Origin of the sequence: Haloterrigena turkmenica DSM 5511, from assembly GCF_000025325.1 — an archaeon.
In the GTDB taxonomy this organism is placed as follows: domain Archaea; phylum Halobacteriota; class Halobacteria; order Halobacteriales; family Natrialbaceae; genus Haloterrigena; species Haloterrigena turkmenica.
Window position 1 is genome coordinate 1646727 of sequence record NC_013743.1, and the last position, 16508, is coordinate 1663234.

A 16508-nucleotide genomic window follows, 5' to 3' on the forward strand; every position below is an offset into this window, starting at 1 on the left:
CGGTCGAGAAGTCCCGGTTCGGGAATCGGGCTGTCAACCTGTCAGGGAACCGTCGAGCGTCACGACGGGGAGATCCGGGTCGAGTCCGAGCTCGGTGACGGATCGACGTTCTCCGTCACTCCACCCTCCAGTAGCGAACCAACGGTATCGATGTCTTACCGATCTATCCGCGCTTACAGAGCGATTCGATCCGGTGCCATTATCGGGCCGATTTCGCCATTTCCGTCCGTGCCGGCGATTGGTCGACGGTGAGCGCTTCGACCTCCCGCTCGAGCCTGTCGGCGTACCGGAGTCGGAGCCACTGTGCTCGCCCTCGGGACATCTGAGACGTGTTGCCGAGTTCCGCCGAAATGGGACGATAGGCGGTCGTATCGAAGCCCATCGTTTCCAGATATCGCCTGACGGCGGGCGCTTCGAGCCCGCGGTCTATGGCCAAACTCACGTACTGCTGCAGCCGATCGAACGCTGGCACCGAGACGGTCGACGCCGTGACACCAGCGCGTCCACCGATCTCGACTCGCCTATCCGCGACGAGGTTCAGGATGTCCCGGACGTCTTCGACGAGTCGCAGGATCTGTCCGGGTAACGCGATGTCCGGCGCCCGCCACTCGATCGTGCCAAACTTCTCGCGCAAGCGAACCGGCGCCCAGATCGAGTCTTCCGGCGTGAAGTGCGTATCGAACGTCGCCGGTTCGACGCCGAGGCCCAGCGCCTGTCGACGGAAGCGATCGAACGTGGCGTCGATTCGATCGTCCCACTCGGCGACGTCCTCGACGTAGGGCCATAACTGGCCGAGCCGGGGATGGTCGCCGTAGCACGCTCGCCGGTAGACGTGGGATCGCGCGCAGGCAGCCACGTTGTGCCCCTGGTCGTACGAGGAGCTCGCGACGAGCGCAAACGCCGGATCCAGTGCGGTCAGCAGGTTCAGCTGATCGGTTTCGGCACCCTCGATCTGGTCGACGTGCAGATGTGTGCCGGCGCAGTGGGTGGCATTGTCGAACGCCTCACCGAGGACCTGTCGCTGAATCCGCGTTCGGGGGCCGTCGCTCGTGCTGACCGAGGCGGCGCCGAGCGGCGTGCCGAGCGGGACGAGGTGGCGTCCCTCTTCCCGAGCGACCTCGATCACCTCTCGGAGTCTGACGGTGACCTCCTCCCGGAGTTCGGGCACGTCGATACAGGGATCGGTGACGACCTCGAGCATCGGGTCAGCGCTCTCGGCGTGGAGATCATCGATGCGGTCGAGCACCGGCCTCGCTGACGCGAGCGCTCCCGTATCGTCGACGGTCCAGTATTCGAGTTCGAGACTGAGTTGCATGGTATCGATGGTGTGCCGCACATCGGGGTTTCGTTTCACAACGTCGCCGACGCGGGATCGGTCCCGAAAATCGTCAGTCGATCGTATCTACTCTAGTCGGCTGAACGCGAAGACGTGACCGCCGAAGTACGTAGGTCGGACGCCGCTACGTCGTGAATACGGTCGAGTCAACATCGGCGAGAATACGAGTCGAAACCGATGTACTGAGAGCGCGAATCGACGCCCGGTCTCGAGGCGCGAGTGCCGTGAGAGCGCCTACTCGTAGGACAGTTCGAGTTCGAGCGTGCGCTCGAGCAGTTCGTCGTCGTAGTATTCTTCGGTCTGGCCGGAGCGCATCTCGTGGATCGCGCAGACCTGTTCGACGGTGTTCACGAAGTTCTTGAACGTCGCCTCGTCGACCATCTGACCGTCGAGCGTGACCGCGCCGGTGCCCTCGCGCTTGGCCTCGTTGAACCGCTCGATCTTGCTCACGTCGCGCTCGAGTTCGTCGGGCGTCGGCATGTGGATAGTGTTGGCCTGGATCGTCTGCTTGGGGTACAGCGACCAGGAGCCGTCGAGGCCGAGCCGGGCCTCGTGTTCGACCTGATCCGCGTACTCGTCGGCGTTGTAGTAGGTCAGCCCGGCGCGTTCCTTGAACAGGTCGTCGAAGGGACCGCCGATCGAGACGAGGCCGGCGGCGCTGGCCTCGTTGGACATCGCCTCGAGAAGGCCGTCCCAGCGCGGCCGGCCGTCGCCGAGGTCGCGGCCGCCGAGTTCAGCGGTGTAGTCGACGGGGCCGAAGACGAGCCCGGTGAGTCGGGAGTCCTCGCCGAACTGGGCGATCTCGCGTAAGTCCGAACGGGCGCGGCCGGTCTCGACGATGATCGAGAGGCCGATCGAGCCGTCGTCGTAGCCGTGTTCGGCCTCGGCCTCGGCGACGGCCTCGGCGGCGCGCCGGACGTCCTCAAGACGGCCGACCTTGGGGACGACGACGCCGTCGATTTCGTCGCCGATCTCCGCGACGAGGCGGTCGATCTGGGCCCGTCCCTTCTCGCGGTACTCCGCGTCCTCGTAGCTCCACTCGACGCGGGGCCAGATCTCGCCGGGGAAGTCGTGTTCGGGCACGTTCTCGATGGTGTTCTCGAGGCCCTCCGCTTTCATGTTCGGCGCAGTGCCGTCCTCCATGTCGGGGACGAGCCAGTCGGGCGCCTGGAACCCCTCCGCGGTGAGCGCGGAGACGAGGTACTTCGCCGAGTCGTCTTTCGGAACGGCGGCCGGTGCGGTCTGGAAGGTTCGACAGAGTCGGATGTCGTCGGTCATGTGTCTGGATCTGGGTGGATCTGCGGTCGGTATCGGTTGGTTGCGGTCGACAGCGGTCGGTATCGGTCGTTGGCAGTCGGTATCGATCGTTCGCGGTCGGTTCCCTGTTCAGTCTGATCAGCCGGAGCGCTTCCGGATCTCCGCGGTTCGCGTGCCGGAGTAGACGGGTTCGTCGTCCTGGTTGAACGCGATGTGCTCGAATTGGACGGTGCCCGCCTCGTCGCTCGAGGCAGTATCTTCGGCCTCGAGCACGCGCGTGAACGCGTAGACGGTGTCACCGACCGCGACGAACGTGTGGAAAGATTCGTTGTCGAAACCGACCTCGCGCCAGGTCTCTTCGTCCGAGCGGGCGTGACCCAGCGCGGTCGAGCGGGTCACGTCGCCGTAGGTGACGATGTCGCCTGACGGCGAGTCGCTCATCACGTCGACGTTGTGGTGTTGTTTGGCCGTGTTGAGGGTCGCGAGGGGAAGGGAGGCGACGGTGACGTCGTCCTGCGTGCGGCCGCGCTCGTGGCGGTAGGCGACGGCCGCGTTCTCGTCGTCGGCCTCCTCGAGCGCTTCCACGAAGTCCTCGAAGTAATCGCCCTCGGGAGCGACGAACTCCTCGGGGAGGTCGGGACCGTCGTCTTCGCTCTCCTCGGCGGCCGCGGCACTGCCACTACCGTCCGTCGCCACGGGCTCGCGCCGCGGGATCATGTTCGTCCGCTCGTAGGAGCAGAGCACTTCGCCGGTCTCGGCGTCCGTCCCGCGAGTGCGCCAGGAGACGATGCCGTACTCCGGCCGGGAACTCGAGATCGCGCAGTTGACGACCTCGCTCTCGACGTGGAGTTCGGCGCCCGCGTAGACGGGCGTGCCGGGGAACCGGACGTCGGTGCGCCCGAGGAAGTAGCCGCCCTTCTCGCTCAGATCCTCGACGGTGATCCCGAGCGTTGCGGCGGTGAGGTAGTCCGGATGGATCGGCGGCTCGTCGAAGCCGCGGGCTTCGGCGGCGTCGGTCCGCCAGTAGGCGGGATCGTGGTTGAGCGTCTGGCTCATCCACTGCTCGTTGCCGAACCGCGTGAGGGTGAGGCCGGGATCGTGTTCGATGACATCCCCCTCTTCGAAGTCCTCGAAGCAGTTTCCCTTCTCCCTGGTCTCGGCCTGCTCGAGCGCCCGTGCGAACGTGTCTGGGTCGGTCCACTCAGTCATCTGCGGTCACCTCGTCCGTCTCGCTCCCGGGCCGTCGCTGTTGGCGATTCCGTCGTGCGATCGTCCGTCGCATCTCGTTTTCGACGATCATGTAGCCCTCGTCGAAGCCCATCCCGGGCTTGGCCAGCACCTGCGCAGCGTTCGTCGCGAGCGCGACGTGGGCGCAGGCCCGCGCGGAGGTCTCCGTCTCGTTGCAGGTCCCGCCGAGGTAGGCGCGGGTCTCGGTCCCCTCGCAGTAGCGAACCGCCTGTCCGCTGCGATGGATGCCGCCGAGATCGGGGGTCTTGACCTGCACGAGGTCCGCGGCCTCGGCGTCGACGAACGCCCGCACGTCCTCGAAGGTGTTACACCACTCGTCGGCGACGATATCGACCCCGACGCCGGCGTCCGCGAGCCCCTCGCGGAGCTCGACCATCGCCGCGATCTGGTCTTCGCGGTTGCCGACGTCCATCGGTCCCTCGATCTGGATCGGGTACGGTGCGGCCGCGTCCTCGAGGTCAGCGAAGTAGTCGACCACCTCGTCGCGGTCGTAGGGCGCGCCGAAGACCTCCCCGATCATCCCGTAGACGTCGATGTGGAACCGGGGCTCGTAGCCGTCCGGTCCGAGTTCCTGTGAGCGCCCGGTGAGCCACTCCACGTACTCGAGCAGCGTCTCGCCGTTCTCGCCGATCTTCTCGACGCTGTTGATGAGCGCGTGGGGCAGGACCGGGACGCCCTTGACGAACATCTTCTCGGTGTTGTTGTAGCGGTCGTCGCCGGACTGGCCGAAGACGGGCACCGGCTCCGTCGCGGGCTCGGTGCCCAAGGCGTCGGCCAGCACGTCCGTTCGCGTGGTGTGCTGCGCTTCGGCGGCCGCGGACAGCAGGGCCTGCGAGACGCCGTAGCGGATCGCCGTGTGGAGCCGGTCGCCGTCTACGTGCATGTTCTCGAGCGTCTCCGCATTCTCGAGGAAGTCGGTCGCGTCCCGTCCCTCGAGTTCGTCGGCGACGGGGCCCTCGATGACGGGGGCGTACTCGTCGGCCTGAAAGAGCGGATCGCGTCCGCCAGCGCCGGAGTACTGGACTGCGGCGCAGTCGCCCCGAACCACGGTGCCGTCGGCGAGTTCGATGTCGACGATGATCGTCTCGCCGGCCTGACGAATCTCGTCGAAGCCGTCGGTGACGGGCTCGCCCTCGTAGGTGAACCCGTCCTGCTGTGCGCCTCGCTTGATCGCGCGCTGGTCGTCGAAGAAGAACCCGGAATAGCCGGGCGTCGCGTGAATGCCTGTGAGTTCCATGTTAGACGTCACCCGTTGACTGCGGTCGGCCGATGAGCTTGCCGTCGCTGATCGCGTCAACGTCGTCCGCGACCATGCGGAACGACTGTTTGCGGCCCTCGGTGTCGGCCCGGCGCGAGAGCCGCGCCTTGTGGATCTCCTTGATGTCGTCGTCCATCTCGAGGTCGGCCCACTCGAAGATGCGGACGCGACCGTCGTCGTCCCGCGCGGGGAGGACGGCGCCCTTCGCGCTATCGCTGGGGGCGAAGGGCACGTCAAGCGCGCCGGAGTCGAAGGCCTCGATCGTGCCCTGAACGACGTCGCCGTCGCCGTGCTCGAAGATGGTGTCCATCAGACACCGCGTTTCGCGCTCGATCAAGTCCTGTTCCTCCGCGATGCCGTCGATGTCGATCTGTTGCTCGATGGCCATGTCGATGACCTGCCGCGTGGTGCGCAGGCCGGCGGAGTTGGCCTCTTTGGTCGGCACGCCCTGAAACTCCTGTGGGGACTTGGTGATCACCTTGTCCGGCTGGGCGATGGCGGCGGTCATCCCGCCGAGGCCGATCACGCCGTTGGCGCGGGCCTCGTCCGGCGGGAACCCGCCCATCCACTCGTGGAAGACCGTCGTGACGACGACCTCGTCGGGGAGGTACTCGTTGCCCAGCTTCTTCAGCGCGTTCAGGGCGGCGACGTCCTGGACGACGTTGCCGACCTGCCCGTAGCCGAGCGTGATCGACCGGACGCCCTGCGTGGCCGCGAGCTGGCCCTCGACGATCATGATCGCGATGGCGATCGACGGCGGGACGAGGGTGCCGGTGAGGGGGCCAAAGGGCTCGCGGTTGATGCGAACGCCGCGTTCGGTGTAGGCGCCCGCCAGCCGGTCGACGAACTGCCACTTCTCGATGGTCTCCTCGAGGCCGTGGCGTTTCGTATAGGGGATGTTGTACGAAATCGGGCCGCCCTCGAAGCTCTGGAAGCCGCCGGCGAAGGTGATCGCGGCCAGCAGCCGGGCGTCGGGCGTCCCGTGACGGACCTCGATCGGCGCGTCGATCGAGTCGATCAGCTCGCGGCAGCCGTCGACGCCGTGGTTGACCGCCGGAAACCCGTTGAGGGTGTCTTCGCCGGTCTCGCGGGCCTTCTCGAGGCCCTCTTGGGCCTTCCCGTACTCGTTGTCGCGCGTGTACGAGTCGATAGTCGTCGGCAGGAGGTCCGCCTGCCCCTCCCGGTGGAGGTACTCGAGGAGTTCGATCTGGTCGTCGAGCCGGGGGACGCCGGCCCGTGGTTGGAGGAGCGGTTTGTCGGCCGACTCGAGGACGTCCGCGAATCGCTTGCCGTCGGGCAGCGACTCGTGGTAGGCGATAGCGTCCTCGAAGTCGACCGCTTCGCCCGTCGACCAGTTCGATCGGATTTCTTCGTCGATACGCCGTAGCTCGTCGGCGGGAATGCGTTCGTCTCGTATCATCTAGGAACTGATGGTAGCCCGTTCGGACTCGGTCGGTCTGATCTGCAGGTCCTCCCGCAGCGCCGCGATCGCGTCTTCGGGATCCGTCTCGGAGTCGAAGACTCGATCGAAGCCGAGCTTCCGGAAGGTGCGCCGGGTCCGCTCGAACTCGTCCTGACCGACGGCGAGGTTGCCACCGATGTAGGTGACGGCGTCGACCCCGGCGTCCTCGAGGACCTCGTGGAATCCCTGGCAGTCCTGCTCGGCGTGGCCGTAGAGCGAGGAGACCAGTACGGCCTCAGCGTCGTGTGCTACGGCTGCCTCGGCGAACTCCTCCTGGGAGGTCTGGACGCCGAGGTTGATCACGTCGAAGCCCGCTGCGCTGAAGGCCTGTTCGAGGATTGTGATTCCAACGACGTGGGCGTCGGAGCCGATCACGCCGAGGACGACCGTTTGGGACATCGTATGAAGAACCATGAGGAACTGCACTATAAAGTTAATGATCTTCCATGATAATACACCTTAACCGTCCTAATAGCGTCCCTATGTGACTGTGGCACAATGTACATGATCGATGATAAGGTTTAGGTGCCGCCCTGAAAAAGGGTCCGGTACATGGGAGCGCTTTCGAACCTGCGCGTGCTCGACCTGACCCAGGTGCTGGCCGGGCCGTACTGTACGATGTTGCTCGCGGACATGGGCGCGGACGTCGTCAAAATCGAGCGGCCGGGCGGCGACATGATCCGCTCGAACCCGCCGTTCGTCGACGACCCCGAGACGGAGGCCTACGGCGGCTACTTCCAGAGCGTCAACCGCGGCAAGCGGAGCCTCGAGCTGAACTTAGGCGACGAGGACGACCGCGCGGACTTCCTCTCGCTGGTCGAGGAGGCCGATATCGTCGTCGAGAACTACCGCTCGGGGACGATGGAGAAGTACGATCTGGGCTACGAGACGCTCAAAGAATACAACGAGGACCTCATCTACTCCTCGATCCGCGGCTTCGGCGACCCACGGACGGGCGAAACGGAGCGGCAGGGTCAGCCCTCCTTCGACCTCATCGCGCAGGCGCTGGGCGGGGTCATGGAGACCACCGGCCAGCCCGACGGCCCGCCGACGAAGACCGGCCCCGGCGTCGGCGACCTCTTCACCGCCACGCTGAACTGTATCGGCATTCTGGCGGCGGTCAACCACCGCGAGCAGACCGGAGAAGGCCAGTACGTCGACACCGCCATGTACGACTCGATGCTCAGCTTCACCGAACGCGCCGTCTACCAGCAGTCCTACACGGGCGAGGCGCCGACTCGACGGGGCAACTCCCACCCCACGCTCTTCCCCTACAACGCCTTCGAGACCGCCGACGGCTACGCCGTCATCGCCGCGTTCAACGACAACCACTGGGCCGAACTCTGCGATGTGATGGGCCGCGAGGAGCTGGCCGAGGAGTATCCGACGACCGCCGAACGCCTCGAGCACCGTGAGATCCTCCGCGACGAGATCGCCGACTGGAGCCTCGAGCAGACCAACGACGAACTCGTGAGTAAACTCGAGGGCCGCGTCCCGGCCGCCAAGGTCCAGACCACCGAGGAGATCTTCGACGACCCGCACGTCCACGCGCGGGACATGCTCGTGCCGGTCGAACAGCCCGGCGCCGACCGCGACGTCGAGATCGCGGGCAACCCGATCAAGATGAGCGAGACCGAGCCCAGGCCTCGCGGTCGCGCGCCGCTGTTAGACGAGCACCGCGAGGAGATTTTAGGCGAGAAAGCGGAGCGGGCGGCCGACGACTGAGCGACGATATCGATCGAACAGCCGATTCGAACCCTACAGAATCTTCCGGAGCACGCGCTCGAGGTTCCGCTCTAACTCCGAGGCCTGCAGAATCGTCACCGGATTCTCAGACTGCTCCTCGAGCGAGGGCGGCTCGTCGTCGCGGTCCTGGACGACGAGGAGCCCGTTCCACCCCGAGCCGAAGTAGTCCGCTTCGTCGGGACCGAAGACGTGCTCCTCGTTGACCCGGAGGAATGCGAGGTACTCGAGCGTCTCCTTGACCCTCGACGGATCGTGTCGACGTTGGTGCTGTTTTTGACCTCCACGATCAGGTACTCGTGCTGATCGTCGTCCTCGGCGATGACCTCAAGGACGATGACGTCGGGACGGCCGGTGTGATTCCGGAAGTCCCGTTCGAAGTAGTCGCCGGCGATCTCCTGGGCCTCGAGTTGGACCTTGTCCGTTCGCGAGAGATGGGTCGCGTCTTCGTCGGGTTCAGCGACGAACGAGAGGTTCCGATCGCCCGCGGAGTTGTCGTGATAGAGGACGATCTCCGTGTCGTCCTCGAACCGGGCCACCTCCTGTCGACCCGTCGCGATCGTTTTGTACTCCGGCTGGCTCTCTCGAAGGCGCTCGAGCGTCGCGACGAACCGGAAGAGGACGAACAGTTCGAACAGCGAGTCCTGATCGTCGGGGGCGATGACGGAATCGGGCCTGAGACTGGATGGTGAGTCACGTTTTCTCGGGCCTTTCGAAGCCGGCCTACTCGAGTCGTGCTTCCTCGAACGACGCGCGAGGGCGACCACTGCACAGGCGCAGCGGCAGATTCCCGTCATCGGCCTATCCGCGGCAGAGAGTAACTCTTTTGCGGGACCCCTGCACACGTCGGAGTATGAGCAACGATTGGCCCGTCGATCCCGACGGCGAGGAGGGCAGCGAGGGGATGCGCAAGTACGACATGCGGATCATCGCGGACAAGGTCGACGAGGAGGAGGACTTCCCGATGGAGCGCGACGAGTTCGTCGCGGAGTACGGCGACTACCCGATCCGGATCAACTACAAGCGCGTCGTCCCGATGCGCGAGATCTTCGAGTACGTCGAACCCGAGCGCTTCGAGACGATCCTCGACATGCACAAGGCCGTCGGCGATGCCATGCGCGCCGGCGACTTCTGGGAGTACCACCCGCAGGGCAAGAACCCCGAGCGGAAACACGCCTGAAGCGGCCGCCGTCGCGTCTCGCCTCCGTTCTCGACTCGAGACCCGTTCCCTACTTGAGAGTTCCCTCGAGTCTCCCGTTCGTGCCCCCATCACGAATCTGGATTACGTATCGCTTATACGACGGCGTTCGAAACCCACTGCTACCGTGACTAATACGCAGGTTACGCTCGTTCAGATCGACAACTACGGGCCGTGGACGGTCACACCGGAGCCGCGGCGGGAGGCCGACCTCCAGACGATGCAGTCTCGGCTCTACGCCGACATCTCCCAGTTCGTCGGCAACCGCGGCGGCTACACCTTCTTCACTCGCTTCGACAACATGATCGCCGTCACGAACGGCCTCGACCTCGAGGATCACGCGCTCCTCCAGGAGTCCGTCGGCAACCGGTATCCCGTGACGCTCAGCCTCGGCGTCGCCGCCGACGCCAGTCCCGTACAGGCGCTGGCCGACGCGACCGCGCGCGTCCAGGACGCCGGCAGCGCACAGGACGAGGACCGACGCGAGTGCCTCGAGGGCCGGGCCGTCGACGCCACCGACCGAACCGCAGAGGACGTCCAGATCGCCCACTTCGACGTCATCAACGCGACCGGCACCTACACCGACGAACTCAACGCCTTCGACACGTTCATCGAGATCGAACAGGGGTACGCCGAACTCATGCGGCACATGCGCCACGCCCACGAGAGCCTCTCCTTTTTCGTCGGCGGGGACAACATCATCGTCACCTGCCCGGACCTCGACGAAGGCGACTACGAAGAGGCCATCTACCACGTCGAGGAGGCCGTCGATGTCGAACTGCAGGTCGGCGTCGGCCGCGGGGAGTGCGCCCACGATGCCGGCTTCGCCGCGAAACACGCCCTCGAGACCTGTCGGTCCGACGGGACCCGCGTCGAACTCGAGTGGTAATCGAGTCGAGCGACGGTGCCGGGAGGGCGACCGTCCGACGGCGGGTAAACGCCGGCGCAGCGGACAGTTTCTCGCGGTAGAACGGCCGAGAATCCGGATCACGAAACTTCGACCCCGATTCGCTTAAGGGTGGCGGGAGTAGCTTTTAGCCAGTGTGTGGTTATCGTTCACACATGGAATCGGAACTGTCGGTCAGGGAGGTCCTGACGAACGACTACGTCGGCGTCAGCGAGTCGGACACGGTTCGCGGCGCCGTCGAACTCATGCGCGAGGAGCGCTCGAGTTGCGTTCTCGTCGTCCGCGGGAGTGAGCCGGTCGGAATTATGACCGAGTGGGACGTCCTCGACGTCGTCGCCGACGAGCGCGATCCGTCCGAGACGACCGTCGGCGACGTCATGAGTTCGCCGGTCATCACGTTCGGGCCGGACCGGTCGCTCACCGACGTCGCTGACGCGATGGCCCGCGAGAGCATCCGCAACGTCGTAGTCGAGGACGACGAGGGCGTGGTTGGCCTGCTCACCCAGCGCGACGTCATCGCCGCCGCGGGCTCGTTCCAGGCCACGATGACGCCCGGGCGAACGGCCAACACCGCGACGGGACTCGAGGGCGCGCAGCCGTCGGACGAGCGCTCCGCTCAGTCCCAACCCGCCGGCGAGAGTCTCGACTCGCGGATGCTGGCCAACGGCGGCGACGAGTACACGACTCAGGGCGTCTGTGAGGCCTGCGGGTCGCTCGCCGACGCGCTGTGGGACGCCAACGGCCAACTCGTCTGTGCGGACTGCCGAACGGTGTGACCGCCGAGTCGCCAACGGCGGTCCGCACCGCACCGAGTGGACGCGTACCGATCCGTGTCAAACAGTAGCGTGATACAGTCACTGACAGCGATTTCTCCGATGGAAAGACCTTTCGGGGGCCGCGGTGCACCCATGGATAATGATCGATACCCTCGACGACCTCGACGTCGAAGGGACCACCGTCGGCGTCCGCGTGGACATCAACAGCCCGATCGGCGACGACGGTACCCTCGCCGACGACGCCCGACTGCGTGCCCACGTGGACACCCTCTCGGAACTACTCGAGCGCGGCGGCCGGGTCGCCGTCCTCGCCCACCAGGGTCGACCCGGCGGTGACGACTTCGTCTCCCTCGAGTCCCACGCCGAGCGGCTCTCGAAACTGCTCGAGCGGCCCGTCGACCACGTGGACACGACGTTCAGCGACGCCGCCTGCGAAGCCGTCCGGAACCTCGAGAACGGCGACTGCCTCGTCCTCGAGAACACGCGCTTCTACAGCGAGGAGTACATGGAGTTCGACGCCGAACGCGCCGCCGAGACCCACCTCGTGGAGGGGCTGGCGCCGGCGCTGGACGTCTACGTTAACGACGCCTTCGCCGCGGCCCACCGCTCCCAGCCCTCGTTGGTTGGCTTCCCGACCGTCCTCCCCGGCTACGCCGGCCGCGTGATGGAGTCCGAACTCGACGTCCTCGGGACGATCGAGGAGACCCCCGAACCGCGGATCTACGTCCTCGGCGGGGCGAAGGTCCCGGACTCGATCGACGTCGCCTGGTCCGTCCTCGAGAAGGGGCTGGCCGACCACGTCCTCACCGCCGGCGTCGTCGGTAACGTCTTCCTCATCGCCGACGGCGTCGACGTGGGCGACGCCAGCTCCGACTTCATCTACGATCAGGGCTACTGGGACGAGATCGACCGCGCCGCCGACCTGCTCGACGCCTACGGCGACAGTATCGCGCTCCCGCGGGATGTCGCCGTCGAACGCGACGGCGAGCGCCACGAACTCGGCGTCAACGCCCTCCCACCGGGCGACGAGGAGGCCGCCATGGACATCGGTAGCTCGACACTGGCCTACTACGAGCGCCTGCTCGAGGACGCGGGCACGGTCATCCTCAACGGCCCCGCCGGCGTCTTCGAGGAGGAGGCGTTCGCGACGGGCACCCGACAGCTCTACGGCGCCGCGACCGACGTCGAGATGAGCATCGTCGGCGGCGGCGACACCGCCTCCGCGCTGCGCAGTCTCGGCGTCGACGGCTTCACACACGTCAGCACCGGCGGCGGCGCCGCCCTGCGGATGCTCACCGCGGAGCCGCTGCCCGCCGTGACCGCACTCGAGGATGGACCCAAACGACAACAGCCGGCCGACGATTGAACGCGCCACCGCCGACGACGTCGAGACGGTCGCGGACCTGTGGGTCCGGCTGGCTCGAGACCAGCGCCGGCACGACTCCTACGTTCACGCCGACGCCAACCGGGAGACGATGCGGGACACGCTCGCGGCCCACCAGGTCAACGACGGGCTGCTCGTCGCCCGCGACGGCGAGACCGTCATCGGCTTCGCCTCGTTTTCCGTCGAGCGGGGCTCGCTCCAGCTCGACGCCACCCGCGGCGTGCTCTCGAACATCTACGTCGTTCCCGCCGCCCGCGAGAAGGGCGTTGGAACGGCGCTGCTCGAGGCCGTCGAGGACGAACTCGCGTCCCAGGGCGCCGAGGTCGTGGTGCTCGAGGTGATGGCCCGCAACGAGGCCGCCCGGCGGTTCTACGAGCGGAAGGGGTACGAGACCTATCGGGTCGCGATGGAGCGCGACCTCGAGGACGACCGCTCCGAAAACGATACACATTCAAAGGAGGACGGCTAACCCGAAACTGCGCCAGGGGAGCATGGGTGGTTCATGCACTCGACTTGTAATCGAGACTCCCGGGGTTCAAATCCCCGCCCTGGCTTACTGACGCGAACAGATTCGTGAGCGTCAGCAACGAGACGGGATTTGAATCAGGGAGCAGCTCTGCTGCGACCGTGGTTCAAATCCCCGTCCTGGCTTGAATCCCTAGGCTCAAATCCTCTACCGACAGGTATCGTTACTTCCAGAATTAACGGAGATTCCGGCAGATCCCCTCTCGAGCAACGAGAATCGTCCGCAACAGGCACGACTCACGGCTCGAAACGCCCCGGACTCTTATTACAGACTCGCCAATACTGGATACTGTCCGGGTCACACCTCCCTGAGAACGCCAGATCTCACATCCACTCCCAAGCCCCCTTCGACTCGGACACTTCGGTATCGGCACGTAGTGTCACCCAAAACGCCGACGGAAGTCGGCGGCGGAACCCCCCTTTCGACTGGTGATGTGTCAATCGGTCGGGGTTGCGATCGAGAGTAACTAGTGACGTTGGAGCGATCTCGATCGGTGGCGGGCGATGTGGTCGTTTCGAATGTCTCAGTTCGAACGGTAGCCGTCGGCAACGACGGACTCCCCATCCCGCCACTCGAGTATTCGACTATCGCGAATTAAGCCTACTGGCCGGGTAGTCGAAGGCTGGCGCCGGATTTCGGAAGATCCAGAACGCGCCGAGTGACAACGCAGCCAGTCGATCGGTCGCAGCCGTCGCCGACGCGTTCGGAGACGGATACTCAACAACTTCTGGTGATTCGCTCGTTCACGACCGGATCACCGACCGGCCCGTCCGCGTCGACCGACTGCTCGAGGTGATAGATCGTCACTGACTCGAGGTCTCGATCCGACGCCTCGCAGACGTACGCCGCCGCCGGCTCGTACTGCGACTCGCCGGCGTAGCGCATGTCGACGCCGTATCGGTGCCAGAGCGTCGTCGGGTACGTCTCGGCGGCGTCCGGCGGGCGGTCGAACGCGACGTCGCCGCCGTCGACCGCGTCGATCGTCTCGCCCGACTCGAGGGTCGCCTCGATCGCGTACCAGCTCGAGGCGTCCGGCGGGTTCGGCGCGAAGAACGACCAGCTCACGTCCGAGAGCTCGCCGTCCAGATCCGGAGTCGAGTCCTCAGCGATTCCGAGACTCGCCGCCTGCCAGAGGAGTATCGCGACGAACGCACCGACGAGCAAGGCGGTGCTCCCGACCCGGGCTGCCCGCCGAACGCGAGGGAAGCGTGGCCTCGAGTCGGGCAGTATCCGTCCGACCTCGCCGGTTCGATCTGCCCGAATCGAGGACGGGAGCCGGTGACGGAAGGCTGGACCGACGGTTGCTGTGGCCCCCTCGAGTCGGTCCCAGACCGGCGCCGGGAAGAACAGGAGCAGGCCAGCGATCATGACAAAGGGGAAGACGCCCAGCCGCATCGTCGCGGCCATCCCGAGATGGGCGCAGACGAACGCGGCTGCGAGTGCGGTCCGCGGCCGGCCGGTATAGCAAATCAGGAACGGCGAGACGGAGAGCATGGCGACCCAGAGCCAGTTGATCGCGGTGAGCACCGCCCCGAACTCGGCGAGGGACGGTCCGAGCAGCACGGTGTACTCCTCGAGGTGGAAGATTCGGGGCACCGCCGTCCCGGACAGCCACGCCTCGCTCTGGAACTTGTGGACCGCGCTCGCCGCGTAAATAGTCACGAAGTGGACGCAGAGGATCGCCGTCCCGAGCGAGTAGACCGGTCGGCCCCGGCCGCGGCCCTCGTCGCTCCGCCGACCGCCGCCAAGCGACCAGCGCGCCTCGAGGGGCAGGAACAGGCCCAGAAACAGGAGCGTGAGCAGGATGGTGTCGCCGCCGTTGACCACGTACGGGTTCCGGGCGAACAGCGAGGCGAGCAGGAGCAGGGAACACCCCAGCGAGAGCTTCGTCCGGTAGCCGGCGAGGAGACACGCAGCGGCGACGCCGGCGATCGCGAACAGTAACCCCTGTACCCACGCCGCGCCGGACACCGCGTGGAGCGACGCGGCCGCGAACGTCGGATAGGCGTCGGCGAGCGCCGATCGCGGGAAGACGCCGTCGTCGGTGTAGAAGGTCACCAGTCCCGGCGCTCGGAGGAACGCCAGATCGGCGAGCAAGAGCACTCCCAGCACGATCCGAAACGCGCCGAGCGCTCGCGGATCGACGCCCAGGCGCGGCCTCGCGAGCGCGTAGAGTCGCTCGAGCGCCGCGCGGGATCGATCGGTCGGTTTCGAGTCCTGTGGTGACGAACTCATCGGCGAGTGACGTTCGGCAGATTCGAGTGCTAGTATAAGTGCTTTGTAGTGTCATCCTGACCGTCACGTTGTGGCGCTATCGGAACGGCCCGAGAACGAACGAAACGACGGCCTCTCGAGACGGACGAACGCCGCAGCGACGATTACCCGAGGGGACCCGCTCAGCCGACTCGGCTCGAGCGAACGGAGTCGACACTCGCTGGTGGTCGGGTAGGTACCGATTCGGGCGCCTGAAAAAGTCGGCTGGCGAAGGCCGACGGTGGAACGGTGATAACCGAGGACGAGGGAACTGTCTCAGAGTCGGAACCCCCCTACTGGCAACGACTAGGCGTTCCTCCCTCGTCAGTAACGTGAACGTCCCAGATACTGATAGCTCCATTGCCAAACTGTGTAGGTGGTGATACGGTGGGACGGCGTCCCGAACTCGTTGCTGGCCGACTCGAGTCGGAACGCGGCGGAATAGACGGCGACGCGCCTCCGGCCTGACCGGTAGTATCACGTGCCCGGTTACTCGGGTCGCGTCGCGGTTCGCGCCTCGCCCGACACGGCGTCGACGTGGACGTGGACGGTATCGGTCGCCGTCCCGAGGGGGACGATCCAGGAGGCGCTGGTTCGGTGGGGCTCCTCGAGGACCGTGATCTCCGCCGGGTCGAGCGAGCCGTCCTCCTCGGCGAGCGCCTCGCGGGCGATCCGCGTCGCCTCGTCGGCGTCGTCGATCCGGACGTTCTCGGTGAGGCGAACGGTCACGACCGGCACGTCGGCCATCCGGACGACGCGTTCGGTGACGCTCCCGACTAGCACGCGATCGAGGCCGGTCCGGCCCTGTGTTCCCATGACGATCATGTCGACGTCGTGTTCGTCGGCGTACTCGAGGATTTCCTCGTGGGGAACGCCCTGCTCGACCGCCGTCACGACGTCGACGCCCTTGCGGGCGGCCTCCCGCTCGACGCGCTCGACGGCGCGGTCGGCGGCGGCGATGGCCGTATCGTTCTGCAGCGTCCCGAGCGGCCCCTCCGGAACGACCGACAGCGCGTGGACGGTCGCCCCGAACTGCTGTGCGATGGCCATTCCGTGGTCGATCGACCGGCGGGTCCCGTCGCTCCCGTCCGTCGGAATGAGCACGTCCTGATACATGGTATCGGACGTTAGGAATCCGGACGTATATAGCCTCGAGTCGC

Annotated in this window: 14 protein-coding genes, 1 tRNA gene and 2 pseudogenes; 8 read left to right on the top strand and 9 right to left on the bottom strand. The window is 66.1% G+C overall.

The annotated features are described in order from the left end of the window. Nucleotides 1-9: 9 nt before the first annotated feature. Nucleotides 10-252 (top strand): annotated as a pseudogene (locus HTUR_RS28545) (ATP-binding protein); the annotation flags it as partial. Here HTUR_RS28545 and HTUR_RS07790 read toward each other — a convergent pair. The 6 genes from HTUR_RS07790 to glmS form a co-directional block, all read right to left on the bottom strand. After that, entirely contained in the window at nucleotides 200-1315 is a 1116-nt protein-coding gene (locus HTUR_RS07790) for a glutamate-cysteine ligase family protein (RefSeq protein WP_012942773.1), read from the bottom strand. The pseudogene HTUR_RS28545 and the gene HTUR_RS07790 overlap by 53 nt on opposite strands. Before the next feature lie 255 nt (nucleotides 1316-1570). Next, on the bottom strand, nucleotides 1571-2614 hold the full coding sequence (gene citE / locus HTUR_RS07795) for an L-malyl-CoA/beta-methylmalyl-CoA lyase (protein WP_012942774.1): 1044 nt from the start codon (nucleotides 2612-2614) through the stop codon (nucleotides 1571-1573). Nucleotides 2615-2731: 117 nt separating this feature from the next. Further along, complete coding sequence (gene mch, locus HTUR_RS07800) at nucleotides 2732-3802, bottom strand: 2-methylfumaryl-CoA hydratase (RefSeq protein ID WP_012942775.1); 1071 nt, start codon at nucleotides 3800-3802, stop codon at nucleotides 2732-2734. Further along, the gene (locus HTUR_RS07805; RefSeq protein ID WP_012942776.1) at nucleotides 3795-5078 is read right to left on the bottom strand and encodes a methylaspartate ammonia-lyase; all 1284 of its coding nucleotides are present in this window, start codon (nucleotides 5076-5078) and stop codon (nucleotides 3795-3797) included. Before HTUR_RS07805 ends, mch begins: the two co-directional genes overlap by 8 nt. Nucleotide 5079: 1 nt before the next feature. Then, nucleotides 5080-6519: a methylaspartate mutase subunit E gene (locus tag HTUR_RS07810; RefSeq protein ID WP_012942777.1), complete on the bottom strand. Its 1440-nt coding sequence runs from the start codon at nucleotides 6517-6519 to the stop codon at nucleotides 5080-5082. Next, nucleotides 6520-6975 carry a methylaspartate mutase subunit S gene (gene glmS / locus HTUR_RS07815; protein ID WP_049914774.1) on the bottom strand — a complete coding sequence of 152 codons (456 nt, stop codon included), beginning with the start codon at nucleotides 6973-6975 and terminating at the stop codon, nucleotides 6520-6522. 138 nt (nucleotides 6976-7113) lie between these two features. Here glmS and mct point away from each other — a divergent pair, with 138 nt between their 5' ends. Further along, nucleotides 7114-8286, top strand: a complete 1173-nt coding sequence (mct, locus tag HTUR_RS07820; RefSeq protein ID WP_012942778.1) for a succinyl-CoA:mesaconate CoA-transferase — start codon at nucleotides 7114-7116, stop codon at nucleotides 8284-8286. A 33-nt stretch (nucleotides 8287-8319) separates the two neighbouring features. On the opposite strand, the pseudogene HTUR_RS25510 reads toward mct, so the two are convergent. Further along, nucleotides 8320-8969: pseudogene (locus tag HTUR_RS25510) on the bottom strand (hypothetical protein); the annotation flags it as partial. A gap of 188 nt (nucleotides 8970-9157) precedes the next feature. Between HTUR_RS25510 and HTUR_RS07830 the strand changes: the two are divergent. The 6 genes from HTUR_RS07830 to HTUR_RS07855 all read left to right on the top strand — a co-directional run bounded on the left by HTUR_RS07830 (nucleotide 9158) and on the right by HTUR_RS07855 (nucleotide 13123). Next, nucleotides 9158-9484, top strand: coding sequence for a DUF5785 family protein (locus HTUR_RS07830; protein WP_012942780.1), 327 nt, complete (start codon nucleotides 9158-9160; stop codon nucleotides 9482-9484). 145 nt (nucleotides 9485-9629) lie between these two features. After that, nucleotides 9630-10391: a GTP cyclohydrolase III gene (locus HTUR_RS07835; protein ID WP_012942781.1), complete on the top strand. Its 762-nt coding sequence runs from the start codon at nucleotides 9630-9632 to the stop codon at nucleotides 10389-10391. Between the two features lie 173 nt (nucleotides 10392-10564). Then, the gene (locus HTUR_RS07840) at nucleotides 10565-11185 is read left to right on the top strand and encodes a CBS domain-containing protein (protein WP_012942782.1); all 621 of its coding nucleotides are present in this window, start codon (nucleotides 10565-10567) and stop codon (nucleotides 11183-11185) included. A gap of 139 nt (nucleotides 11186-11324) precedes the next feature. Next, a complete protein-coding gene (locus tag HTUR_RS07845; protein WP_012942783.1) occupies nucleotides 11325-12551 on the top strand; it encodes a phosphoglycerate kinase in 1227 nt (408 codons plus the stop codon). Then, nucleotides 12517-13038 carry a GNAT family N-acetyltransferase gene (locus HTUR_RS07850; RefSeq protein WP_012942784.1) on the top strand — a complete coding sequence of 174 codons (522 nt, stop codon included), beginning with the start codon at nucleotides 12517-12519 and terminating at the stop codon, nucleotides 13036-13038. The genes HTUR_RS07845 and HTUR_RS07850 overlap by 35 nt, the downstream gene beginning before the upstream one ends. An 11-nt stretch (nucleotides 13039-13049) precedes the next feature. Then, nucleotides 13050-13123 (top strand) — tRNA-Thr (locus HTUR_RS07855). Between the two features lie 689 nt (nucleotides 13124-13812). Here the strand turns inward: HTUR_RS07855 and HTUR_RS07860 are convergent. Next, nucleotides 13813-15330 (bottom strand): HTTM domain-containing protein, encoded by a 1518-nt coding sequence (locus HTUR_RS07860; RefSeq protein WP_012942785.1) that lies wholly within the window; start codon nucleotides 15328-15330, stop codon nucleotides 13813-13815. A 507-nt stretch (nucleotides 15331-15837) separates the two neighbouring features. Beyond that, nucleotides 15838-16464 (bottom strand): universal stress protein, encoded by a 627-nt coding sequence (locus HTUR_RS07865; RefSeq protein WP_012942786.1) that lies wholly within the window; start codon nucleotides 16462-16464, stop codon nucleotides 15838-15840. Nucleotides 16465-16508: the final 44 nt, after the last annotated feature.